We start from the raw sequence: 18,895 nt of genomic DNA on the forward strand, positions 1-18,895 counted from the left end.
GTTCCGGGCAAAAAACGGCCGCGCAGTGTATGTCACTCGCGAGCGGATGCGTAGACCGGCGATCCGTAAATTCGCGCTATATAGCTACGTCTTGAACCGGCAGGGGCTTGGTTAGGCTCGGGTTTTACTGCCCTCACGGACGAATCGCTATGCCTGATGCAACCTTCAACGCCGACCTGCGCGGCGTGCATTACGACTTTCTCAAACAACGCGTGCCGAACTGGTTCATGGAAGGCTCGCCGCAACGCCAGCAAGAGCTAGGCACGCACGAGATGGATATTCCTGCCTGGTACCTGGCCGCCACTCACCAAGACAAAACCACTCTGGCTGTCCGGCACACGCGCTTTCGCGAAACGCTCAATGCAATTGAAGAGCACCTGGGCCAGATTGAAGACGTCCTGGCCTTCGCCGAACAGCCGCTCAAAGAGGCGATCAAGAAAGAATTCAACCTGGAACTGGATGTGCGCAATGTATTTTTCGTGCGCAAATACGGCTCAAAAGGTGCTCGCGATGACTTCTACGGTGCCTTTGTTTTCGAGCAGCAAAACGACCCGTCACTGAGCTACAGGTATCGCGGCATTTCCCTGTTGGAAGCAGCCCTGGCCAATTTCGAGGCCGATGAAGAGCAGCCGTCGTCGTGCACCGATTGCCAACTGATCACCACCTTCAACCTAGAAAACCCCCACATCATTGCGACCTTCGCGGCCGTCCAGGCACAGGCGGTGGCGATCACGCCCCATGCTTTCGCCAGGCTTTGCCGCACATTGGACCTTGGCGCGCTTTATCAGGCGCATATCAAGGCCATTGTAGAGCCCCAGGACGCGGATGAACGCCAGGCGCTTGAACAGCTGTTGGAAGAGCATCAACGCGAGCAGTTGGCACTGTGCATCGATATTGCCCGGTTGCAAAGCACCGGACCGCTCAGTGCCGACGCCTGCCAGATGCTCCAGAATGTGGTCACGGGCTCCGCCACGCCGAAACTGGCCGGGAAGCCTGTGACATACACCGCGCTCAACGTGTTCGACAGCGTATTGGTGGGGCCGCTGCTGATCGGCCCTGATCGGCAAAACACCAACCGCCCCGAGCCTCTGGTGGTGTACATCCCCGGCGACCCGCAACAGCCCCTCAAGGAGTATGCGTCCAGTGGCGAATTCATGGCCGACTTGCGTACCCGTCTGCACAGCGCATCGTACCGGCGCTTCTTCAGCCGCTTTGTGCCGGTGCGCGAACAAGGCGGGTTCTTCACCCGGTTCAACCGTCTGTACCAGCCTGCCAGTAACGGCAATGGCGGCGCGGACTACCCGTTGCGCACGCCGTTGGCGCGCTTGCCTATGCAAGAGTTCGCCCTTGCCGGTGAGCTGTGGCAGCGCAGTCGCCAAGCGCATATCAGCAAGATCTTGAGCGATGCACGCGCAGTGGCCGTGCCCACCGAGGATGAGGACCGCAAGGCCCGGCTTGAACGCCTGGAAGGCTTTTTCGAGGCGGCCGTCAGCGTATTCAATCTCGCCGCGTTCGTGGTGCCGGGGCTCGGCCCGATCATGTTGGCCGTGGGCGCATCGCAGATGTGCTACGAAGTATTTGAAGGCATCGAGGCCTACGATCAAGGCGAGCCCCGCCAGATGTGGGCGCATTTTGCATCGGTAGCCCTGAACGTAGCGTTCATCGCCACCGGGTCCAAGGTGCTGCCCGCCGTCAAATGGCAAAGCGCAGTGGATCACCTCAAACCGGTGACGCTGCCCACGGGCAAGCAGGTACTGTGGAACCCCGACCTCAGGCCCTATGCCTCTACCACCAAACCGGCGCCAGAGGTCAAGCCCAATACGTTGGGCCTGTACGATCATGCCGGTCAGCAATGGGTGTCGTTTGAGGATACGCATTACCAGGTCAAGCAAGACCCGAGCGGCCAGTACCGTATTCAGCACCCGACTCGCCCCGACGCCTACGCGCCGGAGTTGGAACACAACCATAACGGGGTGTGGACCCATGAGCTGGAAGAACCGCTGACCTGGGACGAGCCCACCTTGATCAAGCGCCTCGGGCTGATCGAGCAGGCGGATCCGTTGCGTATCAGCGGCGTCGAAACTGACGCTCTGCGCCAGGTTGCGGTCGATCATGAACCCTTGCCGCTGTTGCTTGACGACACCATCAAGCGCTTCGAGCTGCATCAGCAACTGACTACCTTTGTCGAGCAAATCAAAAGCAGTGACCCGCTGGTCTACCAGAAGGCCGAACCGGCACTGCAGTTTGACCTGCTTCAACGCCGCGGCCTGCTGCCTGATGGCGTAGCGCTGAAAGTCATCGGCCCAACGGGCGAGGTCGTGTGGGAAAGCGCCGATGCGTCGCCCTTATTGCCCAAGCGCGTGATGGTGTTGACCGAGACCGCCATGGCCCAGGGCCGTTTACTCAGGGAGTTGCTGTACACCTTGCAAGGCGTCGACCCGCAGCTCAAGGAATTCCCCGGCAGCCCCGAAGAGTCACTGGACGTTCGCGCCGCCAAGCTGCGCCAGTACCTTGGCGATGCCGTTGATAGCCTCAAAGGACCGCTGCTGGAGGAGCGTTACCGTGCGTTGAACCCAACGCCAGACGCCGATGTGCAACGCGTGCTGGATACCTACCCGGCCTTGCCGACGCTGGCCGCCGAACGCTTGCTGCAAGGCGCTGCTGTGGATGAGCTGACCGCTTTTCGCAGCAGCGGGCGCCTGCCTGACCGGTTGGCCACGCAGGCTCAATGGTGCGCGCAGGAAACCCGCGTGGCGCGCGCCTACGAAGGGCTGCACCTGGACACTCAGACCCACCTCGACAGTCAGCGCCTGGCCTTGCGCACCCTGGAAACCCTGCCGGGCTGGCACCGTGGCTCGCGGGTGGAGTTGCGTCAGTACTCGGCCGAGGGCACGCTGATGGACGCCATCGGCTCCCCCGACTTCCCGCACAAGCGCAGCCTGATACTGCTGGACAGCGGTGAGTTCCAGGCAACCATGCCCGGCGATTTCTACAGCGCCATTTGGGAGCAACTCGCGCCCGATGAGCGTCAGCGTCTCGGGTTGGGCAGCGCGGTCGAATTGAAGCAGGCGATTCAACGCAACCCTCTTTCGCGCCAGGCGTTGCGCACGGTGCTGGAGGACCAACCGCTGCGCAAGCCCGAGTACGATCCGATGGTCCGCTTGATGGGCGGCGCTCCGGGCTTTCGGCATATGGCAAGGGTGGCGGCTAACGTGCTGCGCTCTCCGGCAGAGCGGGTACGCCGGTTGTATCCATCGTTCACTGAGGAGCAAGTCACGGCGTTTATTCAGTCGCTGGGCGAAGATGTCCCAGGCGGGTTGGCCAGTCGTGAGCTGGAATACCACCACCTGAAAAAATCCTTGAAAGCGTGGGCTCGCTCCAGAGGGCCACATGCCCTGGCGTACTACAGCGCCGAATGGCGTGTGAGTGATGCAATCAAACGCTGCTGGCGTCGCGAGACCGGAAGCCAGTTGAATATCCGTCGTTCAAAAGACGAGATTCGTTGGGTGGATTTGCCGCCGCTGAAGGCCGACTTCAGTCATGTCCAGGAAGTGGCGTTATCGGGGCTCACATGGAAGGGGCACTCCAGCTCGTTGTTCCTAGAAAATTTCACGCATATCAAGAGCCTGAGCATGACTGGTGCCGAGTTGGTCGAGTTGCCGGCGGTGATCGGCGATATGAAGCAGCTCACGTCGTTGAAACTGCCCTCCAATGAACTGAAACTGAGCGAGCGTAGCGCGGCAAGCTTGAGTGCTCTGGATGCCTTGCAAGTGCTGGATCTTTCGGAAAATCCGCTGGGTACATTGCCTGATTTCGGCGGTATGCCGCATTTAAGAGCGCTGAATCTATCGTTCACCCGAATCGAGCGTTGGCCTTCGGGGTTGAGGACGCAGACTGGGCTGGAGCGCGTCGACTTACGTCACAATCGACTGCTGCAGGTACCGCAGGACAATCTTGTTCCGCCGGCAGATCAACTGGAAACGATCGTGCGGATCAATAACGTCACCTTGCTTGATGGCAATCGCTTCCCACACGATTACTGGGAAACATTCGATAAGTATTGGCAGGACGTGAACCAGTCACGCCCCGACCTTGTGTCAGGCGCTCTCGATGGCGCCTTTGACAGCAGAAACCCACGCCTGGAAATGGTGCAGCACATGTACCCCGAGTATTCCCTGCAAAAGGCCCGGGAGCTTGTCTGGAGCTGGGGCGAAGGCGCCGATACCGAGCTGGACCGGCGCTGGCAGGAGTTTTCTGTGCTGCTCAGGCAGTTGAACGCGTGGGCATTTTCAGGCGGCGGCGAGCGCCAGCGCTATGTGCGCGTGGGGGAGCGCGCCACCGATGCTGCGTCACTGCGTGATCGCAACCTGGCGCACAACCGCATCATGCGCTGCTGGCGCCGTGAAACCCCGCAACAGCTCACCAACGACGGCGAGCCCTTCGGCCTGGAGCTGGACCTCAGCGGCCTGACGCTGCCAAGCCTGCCCGACCTGGATGCGGACTTCAGCCACGTAGGCTCACTCAAGCTGAGCAACATGAACCTCAGTACTTCGCCTGAGGGGTTCCTCGCTCGCCATCAGGGCGTACGCTGGCTGGACATGTCGCGCAACCAGTTGCGCGAGTTGCCGCCGGCGCTGGGGCAGATGCATGGCCTGACCCGGCTGTCGTTGCAAAATAACCAGATTCGCCTGAACCCGGAGTCGGCTGCGATGCTGGCGTCACGCAGCACCCTCAGAGCCTTGATCCTCAATTCAAACCCCCTTGATATCGCGCCGGATTTCAGCCAGATGACGGATTTGCGTTCGCTGGGGATGGGCAACACCCATATTGAAACCTTTCCCACCGGGCTGGGGGCGCAGCCCAGCCTGGATGCGGTGTACCTGAGGGACAGTCGGATTTCAACGCTGCCCGATGCGCTGATTGCCCCCTCGGACGAGGCGTTGGCGCAATCCCTGCGGGTAACCAGCGTCACTGATCTGGGCCTGAACCCCTTGTCCGCCGAAACTCAGGCGCGAATCGCCGATTACAACCGTCGGCTTACCGACCCGGAGCGAGTGGCCAACAGGTTGGTGCGCAGCACTCTGGAGGTGGCTGTGCCGCAGGCCGTTACTGGCGACTCAGCGCCGTTTCAGCGCTGGGCCAGAGGGTTGTCAACGCAGCAGCTTGCCCAGCGCCAAAGCCAATGGTCCACCCTGCGTGCACTGCCAGGCTCGGACGGTTTTTTCGACATGCTCAGAGACCTGAACGTGGCGCCCGCTGAATATGAGGATGTGCAGCAGCGGGTGTGGGAGGTGATCGACGCGATTGCCAGCCACAGCGCCGAGTCGGAGCAGCTGCGCAAGGAGATGTTCGAATGGGCGGGCCAGGCGACGTGTTGCGACCGTGCCGCGTTGACCTTCGGTAATCTGGAAATCCTGCTGATGACCAGCAATGCCAAGGCCCAGGCGTTGGATTCGACTCAGGGCGCCGCGCTGGTGAAGCTGTCCAGGGGCTTGTTCCGTCTGGAGGAAGTGGAAAAGATCGCCCTTACGGATATCGACCAGCGCCGGACTGCGATCAATAGCCGCGAAGACCTGACGGCGACGCAGAAGGCTGACGCTCTAAGGGCTCTGGAAGAAGTGGAAATCAGGCTGGCCTATCGTTACGGCCTTAAAGAGCGGCTTGACTTGCCTGGCCAGGCGCAGCAGACCAGGTTCATTCGTTTCGGCAACGTCAGCCAGGCGATGCTGGATGCTGCGTACGATAAGGTGATCGGCCTGGATAATTCGGTGCATGAGTTTCAAGCCATGCTCGCCAGGGAATTCTGGCAAGACTACATCGCGAACAAATACCGCTCGCGGTTCGAGGCGCAGAACCAACCCCATCACGAACAAATGAATGCGTTGTTGCGCGATTTCGAGTCCGGTGCAATCTCCAAGGCGGTGTTCGACGGTGAGGCCGAAGCACTGCAGGGGCAGTTTGCAATCGAAGAAGCACAGCTGATTCAAACCCTGTCCCGCGATGAAGTGGCGCAGGCGTTGATGCCCACTGCGAGCCTTGAAGTGTTGGTGGAGCCTGTGGGTCAGGAGCTGCAACTGTCTGAGGCTAAAGCCATCGATTTCAACGGCAAACAGTATTTTGTCGCGAGCATGCCGGATGCTGGCGATGGCGAGCATTACATCTTGCGGGTGCAGGCACCCCAGAACCCGTTGGCGCTGGTCAGCAGTGGTGTGGTAGCCAAGCCCGATATCCATGGGGTCTGGAAGCGCAGGGGTTTGGCGGGTGGGATGAAGCCGCAGGGCTCCGACGATGAGTTTTTCGACGCGTCGGAGTCCATGCCGGTAACGCCCTACACGGCGGAGGAACTGCGCCATATGCGTCGCGATATCCACTTTACGGCCAGCCCCAATCGCATCGGCAGTTATAACCGTGCCAATAACGGCAAATACCCGCTCAGGGACTATCAAGGCCGGGCGATCCGCATTCGCGAATTGGAGCAAGCGGTCACGATAGATCCCGGTGTGCGCTACACCTCGGAGCAGATCAAGCCCTACATTCAATTTCAGGGCTATGAGCAGGTGGGCGCACGCTATGAAGAGAAACTCCAGCTACGTTCGTTTACGGCCCAGGACATGAAAGCGCCCGGTGAAAGCGCGTTGATAGGCCAGGCCATGGTGGTTGCCAACCGGCGTATCGCCAAGGGCGAAATCGTCGGCGTGTACGGCGGAACGGTATTGCCCATGGGGATCTTCGGACCCAGCGGGCAGACGTACACCATGAGGGTAGGAAGCAAGGAGGTCGCGAGGGGCAATACCCTGGTGGAAGAGCCGATCCACCTGTCGGGGGATAATATTATTTCCAGAATCAATACCCTCTTCGAGTATGACGCCCAGGGCAAACCGTTGCGCCAGGCCCCCAGTGGCTACAACGTTGAAGCGGTGGGCTTCAACGTCGAGGCAGACAGTTGGATGGGGGTAGGGGAAGGTGCGCGAACCAAACGCGAGAATTTGATACTGACGGCGGTATTTGCCACTGAAGAGATTGCCGCGGGCGCCGAGCTGCGCATGGATTATCAGTACACTGAGGGAGCAATAAAAAACCTGTTCGCTTGATCCTACCCGAGTAAGTAACGGGTCTGTCGTCGTAAATAGCCATATCCCATCTTGAAAGGGCGGGTTTTGCCCCAATCTTGTGGGCATATCCAGGCGGTACACAGTGATTGCACTGACCCTGTGTGCCGCCGATTAACTTATGACGCGCCCTGACATCAATTCCCAGGCTGCCAGCCATGGCGTGCCGTGTGGCGGGCTGCGCGATATCGATAACGGATGGTGATGCCCCCATGGATTTCAAAGACTACTACAAGATTCTCGGTGTCGAGCCCACGGCTGATGACAAAGAGATCAAGTCGGCTTATCGCAAGCTGGCGCGCAAATATCACCCGGACGTCAGCAAGGAAAAGGACGCCGAAGCCAAGTTCAAGGATGCGTCCGAGGCCTATGAAGCGCTTAAAAGCGCCGACAAGCGCGCCGAATACGACGAACTGCGCAAGTACGGCCAGCATGGCCAGCCGTTCCAGGGGCCACCGGGCTGGCAGAGCCGTGGCGGCTTTGGTGGTGGCCAGGACGCGGGCGACTTTTCGGACTTTTTCAGTTCGATCTTCGGCTCGCGTGGTGATGCTTTCGGTGGCGGCCAGCGCCGTCCTACCGGGCGCAAGGGCCAGGATGTGGAGATGCAGCTCACGGTCTCCCTGGAGGAAACCCTGTCCACCGAGTCCAAGCAGATCAGCTTCCAGGTGCCGCAATACGATGCCTCCGGTCGGCATGTGAGCAACACCACCAAAAGCCTGAACGTGAAGATCCCGGCCGGTGTGGCCGATGGCGAGCGCATTCGCCTCAAGGCCCAGGGCGCGCCTGGCATTGGCGGCGGGGCCAATGGTGATTTGTACCTGATCATCAAGTTTGCGCCCCACCCCAGGTTCGAGGTGGACGGCGAAAACCTGATCATCAACCTGCCGCTGGCACCCTGGGAGTTGGCGCTGGGCACGGAAGTGGCCGTGCCGACCCTCACCGGCAAGATCAACCTCAAGGTGCCTGCCGGTAGCCAGAACGGCCAGCGCATGCGTGCCAAGGGCCATGGTTTGCTGAACAAGGCCGGGCAACGCGGCTATCTGTTCATCCAGCTCAAGGCCGTCATGCCCAAGGCGGCGGATGATGAGGTCAAGGCATTGTGGGAGGCCCTGGCGCAAAAGGCTGCGTTCAACCCGCGCGAGCAGTTTTGAACGGGTTATTGATTTAGTTAGCGCCAGCCGCAAAAACGGCGTGCCTAGGATGACAACCTCTTCCAAGAAAAGGTTGTCATCCCATGCCGGACTTTCAGGTCACCGACCCCGTCACCCCGCTTCCTGGTGAGCAGGGCCAACATTACGAACTGATCAAACAGGCGATCCCTACTTGCCTGGTCAACAGTTCGCCCTCCCGTCGCAAGGCCCTCAAAGACACGCCGCCAGCCATTCCCCGCTGGTATGACGCTGCTTCCCAGGCGCACAAAGATCAGCTCAAAGTGTTGCTGGACGCCCGTTGCGAGTCGCTCAACGAACTGGAGAAAACCTTCAGTCACATACGCTCGGAGCAAGCGTTTGCCCAACCCTTGTTGGAAGCCAAGCTAAAGGCTATCGGCCACGAGCTGGACGTCAATCAAACCTGGTTGCGCCTGTATGTACCGGTCGAAGATGCCTTTGGCGTAAAGACCAGTGGCTTCAGGGTCAAAACGTTCTCCCTGCTGCACGCTGCCCTTGGCAACTTTGAGCAACGCGAGACTCGAGAGGGCTATTTCGACAGTGCCTCAGGTTTCATCACCCAACCGGACGTGCGCGATCATTTCGAGCGCCACACCACGACCCTGAAGATTCATGCGTTCACCCAGCTTTGCCGAGAACTGGACCTGGGCAAGCAGTACCAGGCTCACCTCAAGGCGCAGTTGAAACCTGACGACGCCGAGTCCCAGGCCGAACTGCGCGAGCGTTATGTCCGGCACCAGAAAGCCGCCTTCAAGGCGGCAGCGTACCTGGCGTTGCTCAAGGGCGACATTGGTGACAGCGACCACGCCTTGCTGATGCGTGTGGCGGCCGGGGAAAAACACATTCTCAGCGACGGCAAGCCCATCGTGTATCGCAGCCTGAGCCTGATGAACCTGCACCTGCATGATTGCCTGGTCATCGACGCTTGCGCCAAGCCTGGCTACACCTGCTGGGTCATCGTTTATATTCCCGATGACCCCGACCATCCCATCAAGCGCTATGACACCTTCAATGACTTCAGCACTGCATTGACCGAGCGCCTGAGCGCGAAAACCACCCAGGAAGCTGACCGCTCTCAAGGCTGGAGGGCTACGCCGAACCAGCATTTTTTTGCCCGGTTCGTTGCCGACAAAGACCGCGCCTACTACTACAAACGGCTGACCGAACTGGTGCTGGACGCACCCCCCCAGCCGTTTGGCGCACAGGCCTTGCGATCGGAATGGGGGCGCCTGCTCGCTTCTCCGTCCTTTGCCACGCCTTCGACACTGGGCGAACCACATCCCTACGTGCGCGTGCATGCCACTGCCCCTGAATTCAACATTCGCGCCCACACCCTGACGGACCTATGGCAAGTTGCAGACCTGTGGACCTATCGCCTGGGCAGCCTGCGTGCCCGCCTGTTCGAGAATGCGCGGCATCGTGCGGTGAGCACCGCCGATGTCGATGAGGCCTCGCGCTCACTGCGCGCCGCGCATTACATGAGCATTGGCCTGTTCGGTCTCAACCTGGTGGCCATGGCGGTGCCACCGCTTGGCGTGCTGATGGCCGTGGCGATGGCCGGGCAAATGCTCTACGAAGTCATCGAAGGTGTCATCGAGCTGAGCGAAGGCGATCGCGAAGAGGGCTGGGCGCACATCACCGACGTGGTGGAAAACCTGGCGACGCTGGCGGTGCAGGCAGCCGTGGTGCACTTCGCCGTGTCGCCGTTTATCGAGCAGCTCAAGGCCGTCACTCTCCCCAGTGGCAAGACTCGGCTGTGGAAACCCGACTTGTCGACCTATGAGCACACCGCGTCCCTACCTTCAGTGGCGGTGGATGAGCAAGGCCTGCACCGGCACAACGGCCAGACCGTGCTGCCATTGGAGGGTAAACGCTATGCCGTGCAACAAGACCCGCTGACCGAGCAATACCGCATCCTCCATCCCACGCGCGCCGAGGCCTATCAACCGATATTGAAGAGCAACGGCGCTGGCCTCTGGAACCATGAAGTGGAACGCCCGCACACCTGGGAAGGCGCCACGTTGATGCGGCGATTGGGCCCGGTGACGGAGGGCTTCAGTGATGCCGAGTTGGAGCAGGTGCGCAGCGTTGCGGCGGTGAGTGAGGACGTGCTGCGCCGCGTGCATGTGGAAGGCGAGCCGGTACCGGCGATCCTGCTCGACACCCTGCGCCAGTTCAGGGCGTATCGCGATGCGGTGAGCGTCGCCGAGGGTATTCGCCAGGGCTCGCTCAGCAGCGCACTGTGCAGCTATGCCGCATCCCTGGCGGTGGAGTTGCCTGGATGGCCAGCGAGCAAGGCGATCGAGGCATTTTCCGGCACCGAGTTGAGCGGGCCGTCGATCAAATACGGTAATCAGCAGGCCGCGGCGGCGGACACCGTGCAGGTCCACCGCGCCGAATTGATGAGCGGCCAGTTGCCCATACGCATTATCGAAGCGTTCAGCGAACCTCAGCGCGATGCTCTGGTGGGCAGTTACACCGCCCGCACACCCGAGGCGAGAACCGAGGCCCTGCAATTGAAACTCGAACAAAGGGCCATCGAGGTGCGCGAGCGGTTGATGAAGAGTATTTACGTCGAGCAGCAGCCACTCTCCGACACCGCGATTATGCTGATCCAGCGTGACTTCAGCGGTGTGCCGACGATTTTGGCGCGCGAAGTGCTGGCGGACGCGACGCCGACCGAGCGCGACACGATGAGCCGCGCCAAGCGCATTCCCCTGCGCCTCGCTGAAAAGGCGCGCCGGGCGCAGCAGCAAATGCGCCTGACCCTCGCGTATGAAGGCTTGTACCTCGATGCGTTGGCCGGCCCAGACACCGAAACCCTGGCCCTCCACACACTGCCGGCGCTGCCCGGCTGGTCGGACAATCTGTGCCTGGAAGTGCGCGAGGGTCGGTTTGAAGGCCCATTGCGTGCCAGTTTTGGCCCTCAGGAGGCGAGCAATCGCAAGGTCCTGGCACGTATGGAGGATGGGCGTTATCAAGCCTTTGATGAGCGCGGTCAGGATCTGCATGGCCTCGATGGTTTCTACGGCGCCTTGCAGCACGCGTTGACCGACGCCCATCGCAACGCGATTGGCCTGCCCCATGTCGGCCAGGGTGAGCAATTGAAGGGGTTGATCCAGCAACATGCATTAGGCCGAGCACCGTTGCGCAAAGCCTTGGGCATGTCGCCGGAAAAGCTGCCGTTTTTTCGACCGCCGAGCGTGTTGCCGGGCGAGCGTCGCGGCTATCCATTGAGCGGGCGCGGTGGCACGGAGTGGGAAAAAATCACACGCGAGCGGGTCCGCAGCCTGTACCCGGAAATCACCCGGGACGAAATGCTCGCCCTGATCAACGAGCGCGGCGCGCTGGACCTGAGCTGGCTGCGTGCGTTGGAGCAAGAGTACAAGACCCTGCAGTCCACCTTGCACAACTGGCTGAGTACACCGCCCCAAGGCATGGAGGCGTTCGGTGACCAGCAACGTCAGGTGCTGAGGGCCAGGCGCAAGATTTATACGGCGCTGGATGACGCCTGGAGAAAAGTTGGCCCAAGGCACTACGATCGAAATGGGCGCCTCTTGGGGCAGAAAATCGAATGGTTGGAAGAGGACCTGGCGCAGCAGCTCCGAACCTTGCCCGCACTGACTGCAAACTTCGACCATGTCAGCTACTTGGGCATTGTGGGAACCGAAGGCTCGCAGCTGACGGATGCGGATGTGCGGCCACTGCTCGCTAACTTTCGCGGTCTGCGTCGATTAGGGATCGAGGCCGCTCAACTGACACGCCTGCCGTCAGCCATCGAACAGATGCCGCATTTGCAGCGGTTGCATTTGGGCGGTAACAGTATTGTCCTTACGCCTGAAGACGTCTTGCGCTTGAAAGATCGGGTGCATCTCAAAGAGTTATTTTTGGAAATGAACCCACTCGGCTTGCCACCCGATGTCGGGCGCATGCCGCGCTTACATACCTTGCTGCTCAATGAAACAAGCCTGGTGGAGTGGCCTAGCAGTGTGTTCCGTGTGCCCAGGCCGGAAGACTTCATTCTGGATATGCGGCAGAACCCGATAGCGCGGATTCCTGAGTTCGCGCCGGGCTCGGATAAGGCCCTGATTGTGGCGAAAACGTTCCTCACCCGTGAAGAGCTGACGCCTGAGCTGCTTGCTCAATTCAAGCGGTACATCGAGGCCGCCGGCCGCGATCCGGATCGCCAATTGCCGAAAAGGGGCGCGCGCGACAGCGAGCAGTGGAAAACCGGTTATTCGGCGCAGGAATGGCCCTCCAGGCAAGTGTTATGGGACATGCTTGAAGGTTCGTTTGGCTCTGAGGGCTTTTTCAATGTTCTTCGTGCCGTCAGAAACTCCGGGGACTCGACAGTCGGGGGCGGCGTATGGTTGCCGGAACTTACCGCCAAGGTCTGGCGCATACTTGAGGCGATGGGCGAAGACGCCGAATTGCGCGAGCAGTTGTTCCTGATGGCCCGGGACCCTGCAGCCTGCGTGGACGCCGGAGCCCAGATGTTCAATGCGATGGGCGTTGCCGTGCTGCATTGGTCGGCGTACTTCAGCGAGGACGTGGCCTCCGTGCGCAAAACTGTCTTCAACCTGGCCAGGGGCAAGTGGCGGCTCGATGAGTTGGGCCGTATCGCCCATGAGCGCGTGTCCCAACTGCAGGCCGACGACGTCAAGTTTCCGGAGTACGACGCGAAAGGCGTACGCGTCGATCATTACGATGCCCACGGCAATTTGATCGCCGATATCGACGAAGTCGAGATCTACCTGGCGTACACAACGCCATTGGCAACCCGTCTGGACCTGCCCTGGCAATCGCGGAGCATGATGTTCCACGAGGAATATGTGACAGAGCCCATGGTCGAGGCGGCATTCAACCGCGTACAGCTACTGGACCAAGGCGAGCTGCTGCGTGGCAACCTGCTGGAGCAACCGATGTGGACCGACTTTCTGCAGCGGGCTCATCCAGCTGACTACGCGTCGATTGCCGCAAAGTTCGATGCACTGATTGACTATCAGGCCGCGCAGGAACAATGGGCCGCCGCAGCCAACCTCCCTGAGAGCGCGAGGCAGGCCCTGCGCCAAACCATCAGCCGGTTGGCCCAGCGCCTGGGCCGACCGGCTTCGCAAAGTGAACCGGGGCAACTGATGTCCCAGCAAGACTACGACGACACCTTTGGCCGCATCAATGCCGAACTGATCACCTTGAACCAGACACTGACCGATCAAGCGATCAGCGCCATCCTCTAGAACAGGAAGTACCGCTGGGCCATCGGCAACACCTCGGCCGGTTCGCACCACAGCAACTGACCGTCAGCCTTGACCTGATAGGTTTGCGGGTCCACCTCGATATCCGGCAGGTAATCGTTGTGGATCAGGTCGGTTTTCTGCACGTCGCGGCAACCCTTGACCACCGCGATCTGCTTCTTCAGGCCCAGGGCCTCGGGCAGTCCGGCCGCCTGCGCGGCCTGGCTGATAAACGTCAGGCTGGTGGCGTGCAGGGAGCTGCCGAAGCTGGCGAACATAGGGCGGTAATGCACCGGCTGCGGCGTCGGGATCGAGGCGTTGGCGTCGCCCATCAGGCTCGAAGCAATGGCGCCGCCCTTGAGGATCAGCGTGGGCTTGATGCCGAAAAACGCCGGGCGCCACAGCACCAGGTCGGCCCATTTGCCGACTTCGATGGAACCGACGATATGGCTGATACCGTGGGTGATCGCCGGGTTGATGGTGTACTTGGCGATGTAGCGTTTGGCGCGGAAGTTATCGTTGCCCACGCCGTCGCCCGGCAGGGGGCCACGCTGTTTTTTCATCTTGTCGGCGGTCTGCCAGGTGCGCGTGATCACTTCGCCGACACGGCCCATGGCCTGGCTGTCGGAGCTGATCATCGAGAACGCGCCGAGGTCGTGCAGGATGTCTTCGGCGGCGATGGTTTCGCGGCGGATGCGGCTTTCGGCGAAGGCCACGTCTTCGGCAATGCTTGGGTCCAGGTGGTGACACACCATCAACATGTCCAGGTGTTCGTCGATGGTATTACGCGTGAACGGCCGCGTCGGGTTGGTGGAGCTGGGCAGTACATTGGGGAAGCCGCAGGCCTTGATGATGTCCGGTGCATGGCCGCCACCGGCACCTTCGGTGTGGTACGTGTGGATGGTGCGGCCCTTGAGCGCGGCGAGGGTGGTTTCGACAAAGCCCGACTCATTGAGGGTGTCACTGTGGATCGCCACCTGCACGTCGTAGGCATCGGCGACGCTCAGGCAGTTGTCGATGCTCGCGGGTGTGGTGCCCCAGTCTTCATGTAGCTTCAAGCCGATAGCACCGGCCTTGACCTGCTCGATCAGCGGCTCGGGCAAACTGGCGTTGCCCTTGCCGGTAAAGCCAATGTTCATCGGGAACGAATCGCTGGCCTGCAGCATCCGCGCAAGGTGCCACGGGCCGGAAGTGCAGGTGGTGGCGTTGGTGCCGGTGGCCGGCCCCGTGCCGCCGCCGATCATGGTGGTGACGCCGCTGGTCAGGGCCTCTTCGATCTGCTGTGGGCAAATGAAATGCACGTGGGAGTCGATGCCGCCGGCGGTGAGGATCATGCCTTCCCCGGCGATCACTTCGGTGCTCGCGCCGATGGCCATGGTCACGCCGGGCTGGATGTCCGGGTTGCCGGCTTTGCCAATCGCGTGGATGCGGCCATTCTTCAAGCCGACGTCGGCCTTGACGATGCCCCAGTGGTCGATGATCAATGCGTTGGTGATCAGCGTGTCGACTACTTCATGGGCGAGCAATTGGCTCTGGCCCTGGCCGTCACGGATCACCTTGCCGCCGCCGAATTTGACTTCTTCGCCATAGACGGTGAAGTCCTGCTCGACTTCGACGAACAGTTCGGTGTCGGCCAAGCGCACCTTGTCACCGACGGTGGGGCCGTACATGTCGGCGTAGGCTTGTCTGGATATCTTCATGGGTGTGTCCTCGATCGTTCCCACGTTCTGCGTGGGAATGCATCCTGTGACGCTCTGCGTCACGACGTAAAGAGCGGACGCAGAGCGTCCCTGGCGGCGTTCCCACGCGGAGCGTGGGAACGATCTAATTGCATTCCAACGGTGGGAGCTGGCTCGCCTGCGATGAGGCCCTAAAGATCGCCCATGACTCGCCCTGCAAACCCAAATACCCGCCTTGCACCACTCAACTCCACCAACTCCACCTCCCGACGCTGCCCCGGCTCAAACCGCACCGCCGTGCCCGCCGGAATATTAAGGCGCATGCCACGGCTGGCCGCGCGGTCGAATTCCAGCGCGTCATTGGTCTCGAAAAAGTGGTAATGCGAGCCCACCTGGATCGGCCGGTCGCCGCTGTTGGCTACGCCGAGGATGAGGGTGCGGCGGCCGACATTCAGTTCGATCTCGCCAGGCTGGATCTGATATTCACCAGGAATCATGCAGGTTGCCCCAGGGTCTTGAAGTAGATGGCGGTCGGGCTGTAACGCCCGTCCGGGCTTTGGCAATAGTCGGGCAGTTCACCGAGCTTGGTGTAGCGCAGCGACTGATAAAAGGCTTCGGCGCCGGAGCCGGCCTCGGTGTCCAGGTACAGCAGGCCACGCTTGTGCTGGCGCGCGGCGAGCTCCAGGGTATTCATCAATTGCTGGCCCAGGCCATGGCGACGGGCGCTGCTGTGCACCAGCAACTTTTGCACCTCGGCGCGGTTCAGGCCGTTGGCTTTCTGGCACAACGCCAATTGCACGCTGGCGATCACCTGCTCGTCGCGCACCACTACCCACAGCAGCAGGCTGGTGTCCTCGACGCCGGCTTGCACGCCGGTCAGGTAGTCCCGGGCCTGGGCCTCATCGAAGTCGGCCATGAAGCCCACCGAAGCGCCGTGCTGCACCGCGTCCAGCAACAGCTCGATCAAGCCCCGGCGGTAATGGGCAAAGCTTTCAGCATTGACTCGACGCAGTTGTGCAGCGCTCATCGATCTCACTCCTGGGGCGGTTCGGCGCCCGGATTCAACGTCAGTTGCATAAAGGTCAGGTCCAGCCAGCGGCCGAACTTGATGCCCACTTGCGGCATTTGCCCGGTAGTCACGAAGCCCAGGCGCTCATGCAGGCAGATCGAGGCCAGGTTGCCGCTTTCGATGGCGGCGACCATGACGTGCTTGCCGCGGCTGCGGGCGCGCTCGATCAGGGCCTGCATCAGGCGCGGGCCGAGGCCTTTGCCGCGCTGGTCATTGCGCACGTATACCGAGTGTTCGACGCTGTAGCGGAAGCCTTCGAAGGGGCGCCAGTCGCCGAATGAGGCGTAGCCGGTGACTTCGTCGTTGTCCACCGCGACCAGGATCGGGTACTGCTGGGCCTGGCGCGCACTGAACCAGGCCTGGCGGTTGGCCAGGTCCACCGGTTGCTCGTTCCAGATCGCCGTGGTGTTCAACACCGCGTCGTTGTAGATGGCGCGGATCGCCGGCAGGTCGTGTTCGGTTGCATCACGAATCATGGCTGCGCCTCAGGCAATGGGCTGGTGGACGGTGACCAGCTTGGTGCCGTCGGGGAACGTGGCTTCCACCTGGATATCCGGGATCATTTCCGGGATACCTTCCATAACCTGTTCGCGGCTGAGCAGGGTGGTGCCGTAGTGCATCAGGTCGGCCACGGTGCGGCCATCGCGGGCGCCTTCCATCAGGGCGGCGGAGATGTAGGCGATGGTCTCCGGGTAGTTGAGCTTCACTCCGCGTGCCAGGCGCCGTTCGGCGACCAGGCCTGCGGTGAAGATCAGCAGTTTGTCTTTTTCCCGTGGGGTCAGGTCCATGGTTCAGTCCGTAGTAAGGCAGTTAAAAAGACGAGCGCTTACCCCTGTAGGAGCGAGCTTGCTCGCGAAAAACCCGAGGGCGCCGCGTGCATTCAGGATGCCCGCGTTATCGTTAACGATTTTCGCGAGCAAGCTCGCTCCTACAAAAGGGCGCATCTTCATGTGCTCCAGATTCTTGGTGCGACTGCTTCACGCCCAAACAGCGCCGGGCGTAAAAGCCGCCATAAATCAATCAACCATCCCCGCGCCAGCAGTGCTTCACTGGCCAAACAGCGCGCCACCAGTAAGCCAGGCAATTGGGTCAAATCCCCGCGCACCGCGTGGGGCAGTGAGCGGCATTGTTCAAGCAGTTCAGGGTCGAGCTCACCGGTCACCAGCAACGTGGCAAACACCGGTTGCCCATCCAGCCCGATTGGCGAATCCAGCAATCCATCGGCGCCCACAATGCGCTGGCGTTCGTGCCAGAGCAACTGGCCGTCGCGGCGAATGTCCAGGTGCGATTGAAAGTGGCCAAGGTCGAACCGTTCGCCACTGGCCGGGCGGCCCAGAGCGACCACATCCCAGTAGAACAACCGAGCATCGCCCGACAGATCCACTCGCGTGGTCAGTTCGGCCTGGGCGGCGCTGAATACGATGGTTTCCTGAGGCAGCCATTCCAGCGTCGCGCCGGCCTCGACGGTCAACTTGACGTGTTGAAACGCCGGGCCGCTGGCGCGGTACCACTTGGCGGCGCCGGGGCTGGTCAGTTGTGCCCAGGCACCCGTGCCCACATGGGCGCTGATGTCCAGGCGATCGCCACCGGCAATCCCGCCGGGCGGGTGCACGATGATGTGCTGGCATACCTCGGGGCCTTCGGCGTACAGGTGTTTTTGCACCCGCAGCGGGCCAAGGTGGCGGCGCAGCACCGGGCGCGTGGTGTCTTTGACACGCGCGTAGCCGAGTTCCAGCTCGGCGTGCCAGCTGGGCGTGAACAGGGCAGGGGTAACGGGCAGGTTCATGGCGTGTGCTTATCGTTAGGAGGCTACAGATTAGATGGTTACCAGCCCACGCACACCTTCGCGTTCCATATTTTCACCACGGCCCTGTTGCACGATTTCGCCACGGGACATCACCAGGTACTGGTCAGCCAGTTCAGCGGCAAAGTCATAGAACTGCTCCACCAACAGGATCGCCATATCGCCGCGCTCCGCGAGCTTCTTGATCACAGCGCCGATTTCCTTGATTACCGACGGCTGGATGCCTTCGGTGGGCTCATCGAGAATCAACAGGCGCGGGCGACTCGCCAGGGCACGGCCAATCGCCAACTGTTGCTGCTGCCCGCCGGACAAGTCACCGCCACGTCGATGCTTCATTTGCAGCAACACCGGGAAAAGCTCGTAGATGAAGGCCGGCACCTCTTTGGCTTCGGAGCCGGGGAAGCGCGACAGTCCCATCAGCAGGTTTTCTTCTACGGTCAGCCGCCCGAATATCTCCCGGCCCTGGGGCACGTAGGCGATGCCGGCATGTACGCGCTGGTGCGGCTTGAAGCCGGTGATGGCCTTGCCTTCCCAGTTCACTGCGCCTTCCTTGGCCGGCAGCAGGCCCATCAGGCACTTGAGCAGGGTGGTCTTGCCCACGCCGTTACGCCCGAGCAGGCAGGTGACTTCGCCGATCTTCACGTCAAAAGACAGCCCACGCAGGATGTGGCTACCGCCGTAGTACTGGTGCAGCTTGTCGACTTGCAGCATGTTCGATTCTCCTCAATGATCGTTCCCACGCTCTGCGTGGGAATGCATACCGTGACGCTCTGCGTCACCGTTGCTCAGCGGGACGCGGAGCGTCCAACCTGGCATTCCCACGCGGAGCGT

Annotated in this window: 10 protein-coding genes; 3 read left to right on the forward strand and 7 right to left on the reverse strand. The window is 61.1% G+C overall.

Annotated elements, in window-relative coordinates; translation table 11 throughout:
* The first annotated feature begins 149 nt into the window (after positions 1 to 149).
* From GIV26_RS17155 to GIV26_RS17165, 3 genes are all read left to right on the forward strand, one after another.
* Positions 150 to 7,091, forward strand: coding sequence for a dermonecrotic toxin domain-containing protein (locus GIV26_RS17155; protein WP_236281625.1), 6,942 nt, complete (start codon positions 150 to 152; stop codon positions 7,089 to 7,091).
* A gap of 230 nt (positions 7,092 to 7,321) precedes the next feature.
* Positions 7,322 to 8,260, forward strand: coding sequence for a DnaJ C-terminal domain-containing protein (locus tag GIV26_RS17160; RefSeq protein ID WP_034126393.1), 939 nt, complete (start codon positions 7,322 to 7,324; stop codon positions 8,258 to 8,260).
* An 83-nt stretch (positions 8,261 to 8,343) separates the two neighbouring features.
* Positions 8,344 to 13,515 carry a dermonecrotic toxin domain-containing protein gene (locus GIV26_RS17165; protein WP_236281627.1) on the forward strand — a complete coding sequence of 1,724 codons (5,172 nt, stop codon included), beginning with the start codon at positions 8,344 to 8,346 and terminating at the stop codon, positions 13,513 to 13,515.
* Here the strand turns inward: GIV26_RS17165 and ureC are convergent.
* From ureC to urtE, 7 genes are all read right to left on the reverse strand, one after another.
* Positions 13,512 to 15,212, reverse strand: coding sequence for an urease subunit alpha (ureC, locus tag GIV26_RS17170; RefSeq protein ID WP_054896378.1), 1,701 nt, complete (start codon positions 15,210 to 15,212; stop codon positions 13,512 to 13,514). The two genes, GIV26_RS17165 and ureC, sit on opposite strands and share 4 nt — an antisense overlap.
* 170 nt (positions 15,213 to 15,382) lie before the next feature.
* On the reverse strand, positions 15,383 to 15,688 hold the full coding sequence (locus tag GIV26_RS17175) for an urease subunit beta (protein ID WP_054896379.1): 306 nt from the start codon (positions 15,686 to 15,688) through the stop codon (positions 15,383 to 15,385).
* Entirely contained in the window at positions 15,685 to 16,218 is a 534-nt protein-coding gene (locus tag GIV26_RS17180; RefSeq protein WP_034126396.1) for a GNAT family N-acetyltransferase, read from the reverse strand. The genes GIV26_RS17175 and GIV26_RS17180 overlap by 4 nt, the downstream gene beginning before the upstream one ends.
* 5 nt (positions 16,219 to 16,223) lie before the next feature.
* Entirely contained in the window at positions 16,224 to 16,736 is a 513-nt protein-coding gene (locus GIV26_RS17185) for a GNAT family N-acetyltransferase (RefSeq protein WP_127880443.1), read from the reverse strand.
* A gap of 9 nt (positions 16,737 to 16,745) precedes the next feature.
* Entirely contained in the window at positions 16,746 to 17,048 is a 303-nt protein-coding gene (ureA, locus tag GIV26_RS17190) for an urease subunit gamma (protein ID WP_003171437.1), read from the reverse strand.
* 158 nt (positions 17,049 to 17,206) lie between these two features.
* Complete coding sequence (locus GIV26_RS17195; RefSeq protein WP_236281629.1) at positions 17,207 to 18,046, reverse strand: urease accessory protein UreD; 840 nt, start codon at positions 18,044 to 18,046, stop codon at positions 17,207 to 17,209.
* A gap of 30 nt (positions 18,047 to 18,076) precedes the next feature.
* Positions 18,077 to 18,775, reverse strand: a complete 699-nt coding sequence (gene urtE / locus GIV26_RS17200; protein ID WP_127880441.1) for an urea ABC transporter ATP-binding subunit UrtE — start codon at positions 18,773 to 18,775, stop codon at positions 18,077 to 18,079.
* Between the last annotated feature and the right edge of the window lie 120 nt (positions 18,776 to 18,895).

Origin of the sequence: Pseudomonas sp. PA-1-3F (assembly GCF_021609665.1) — a bacterium.
Taxonomy (GTDB): domain Bacteria; phylum Pseudomonadota; class Gammaproteobacteria; order Pseudomonadales; family Pseudomonadaceae; genus Aquipseudomonas; species Aquipseudomonas paracarnis.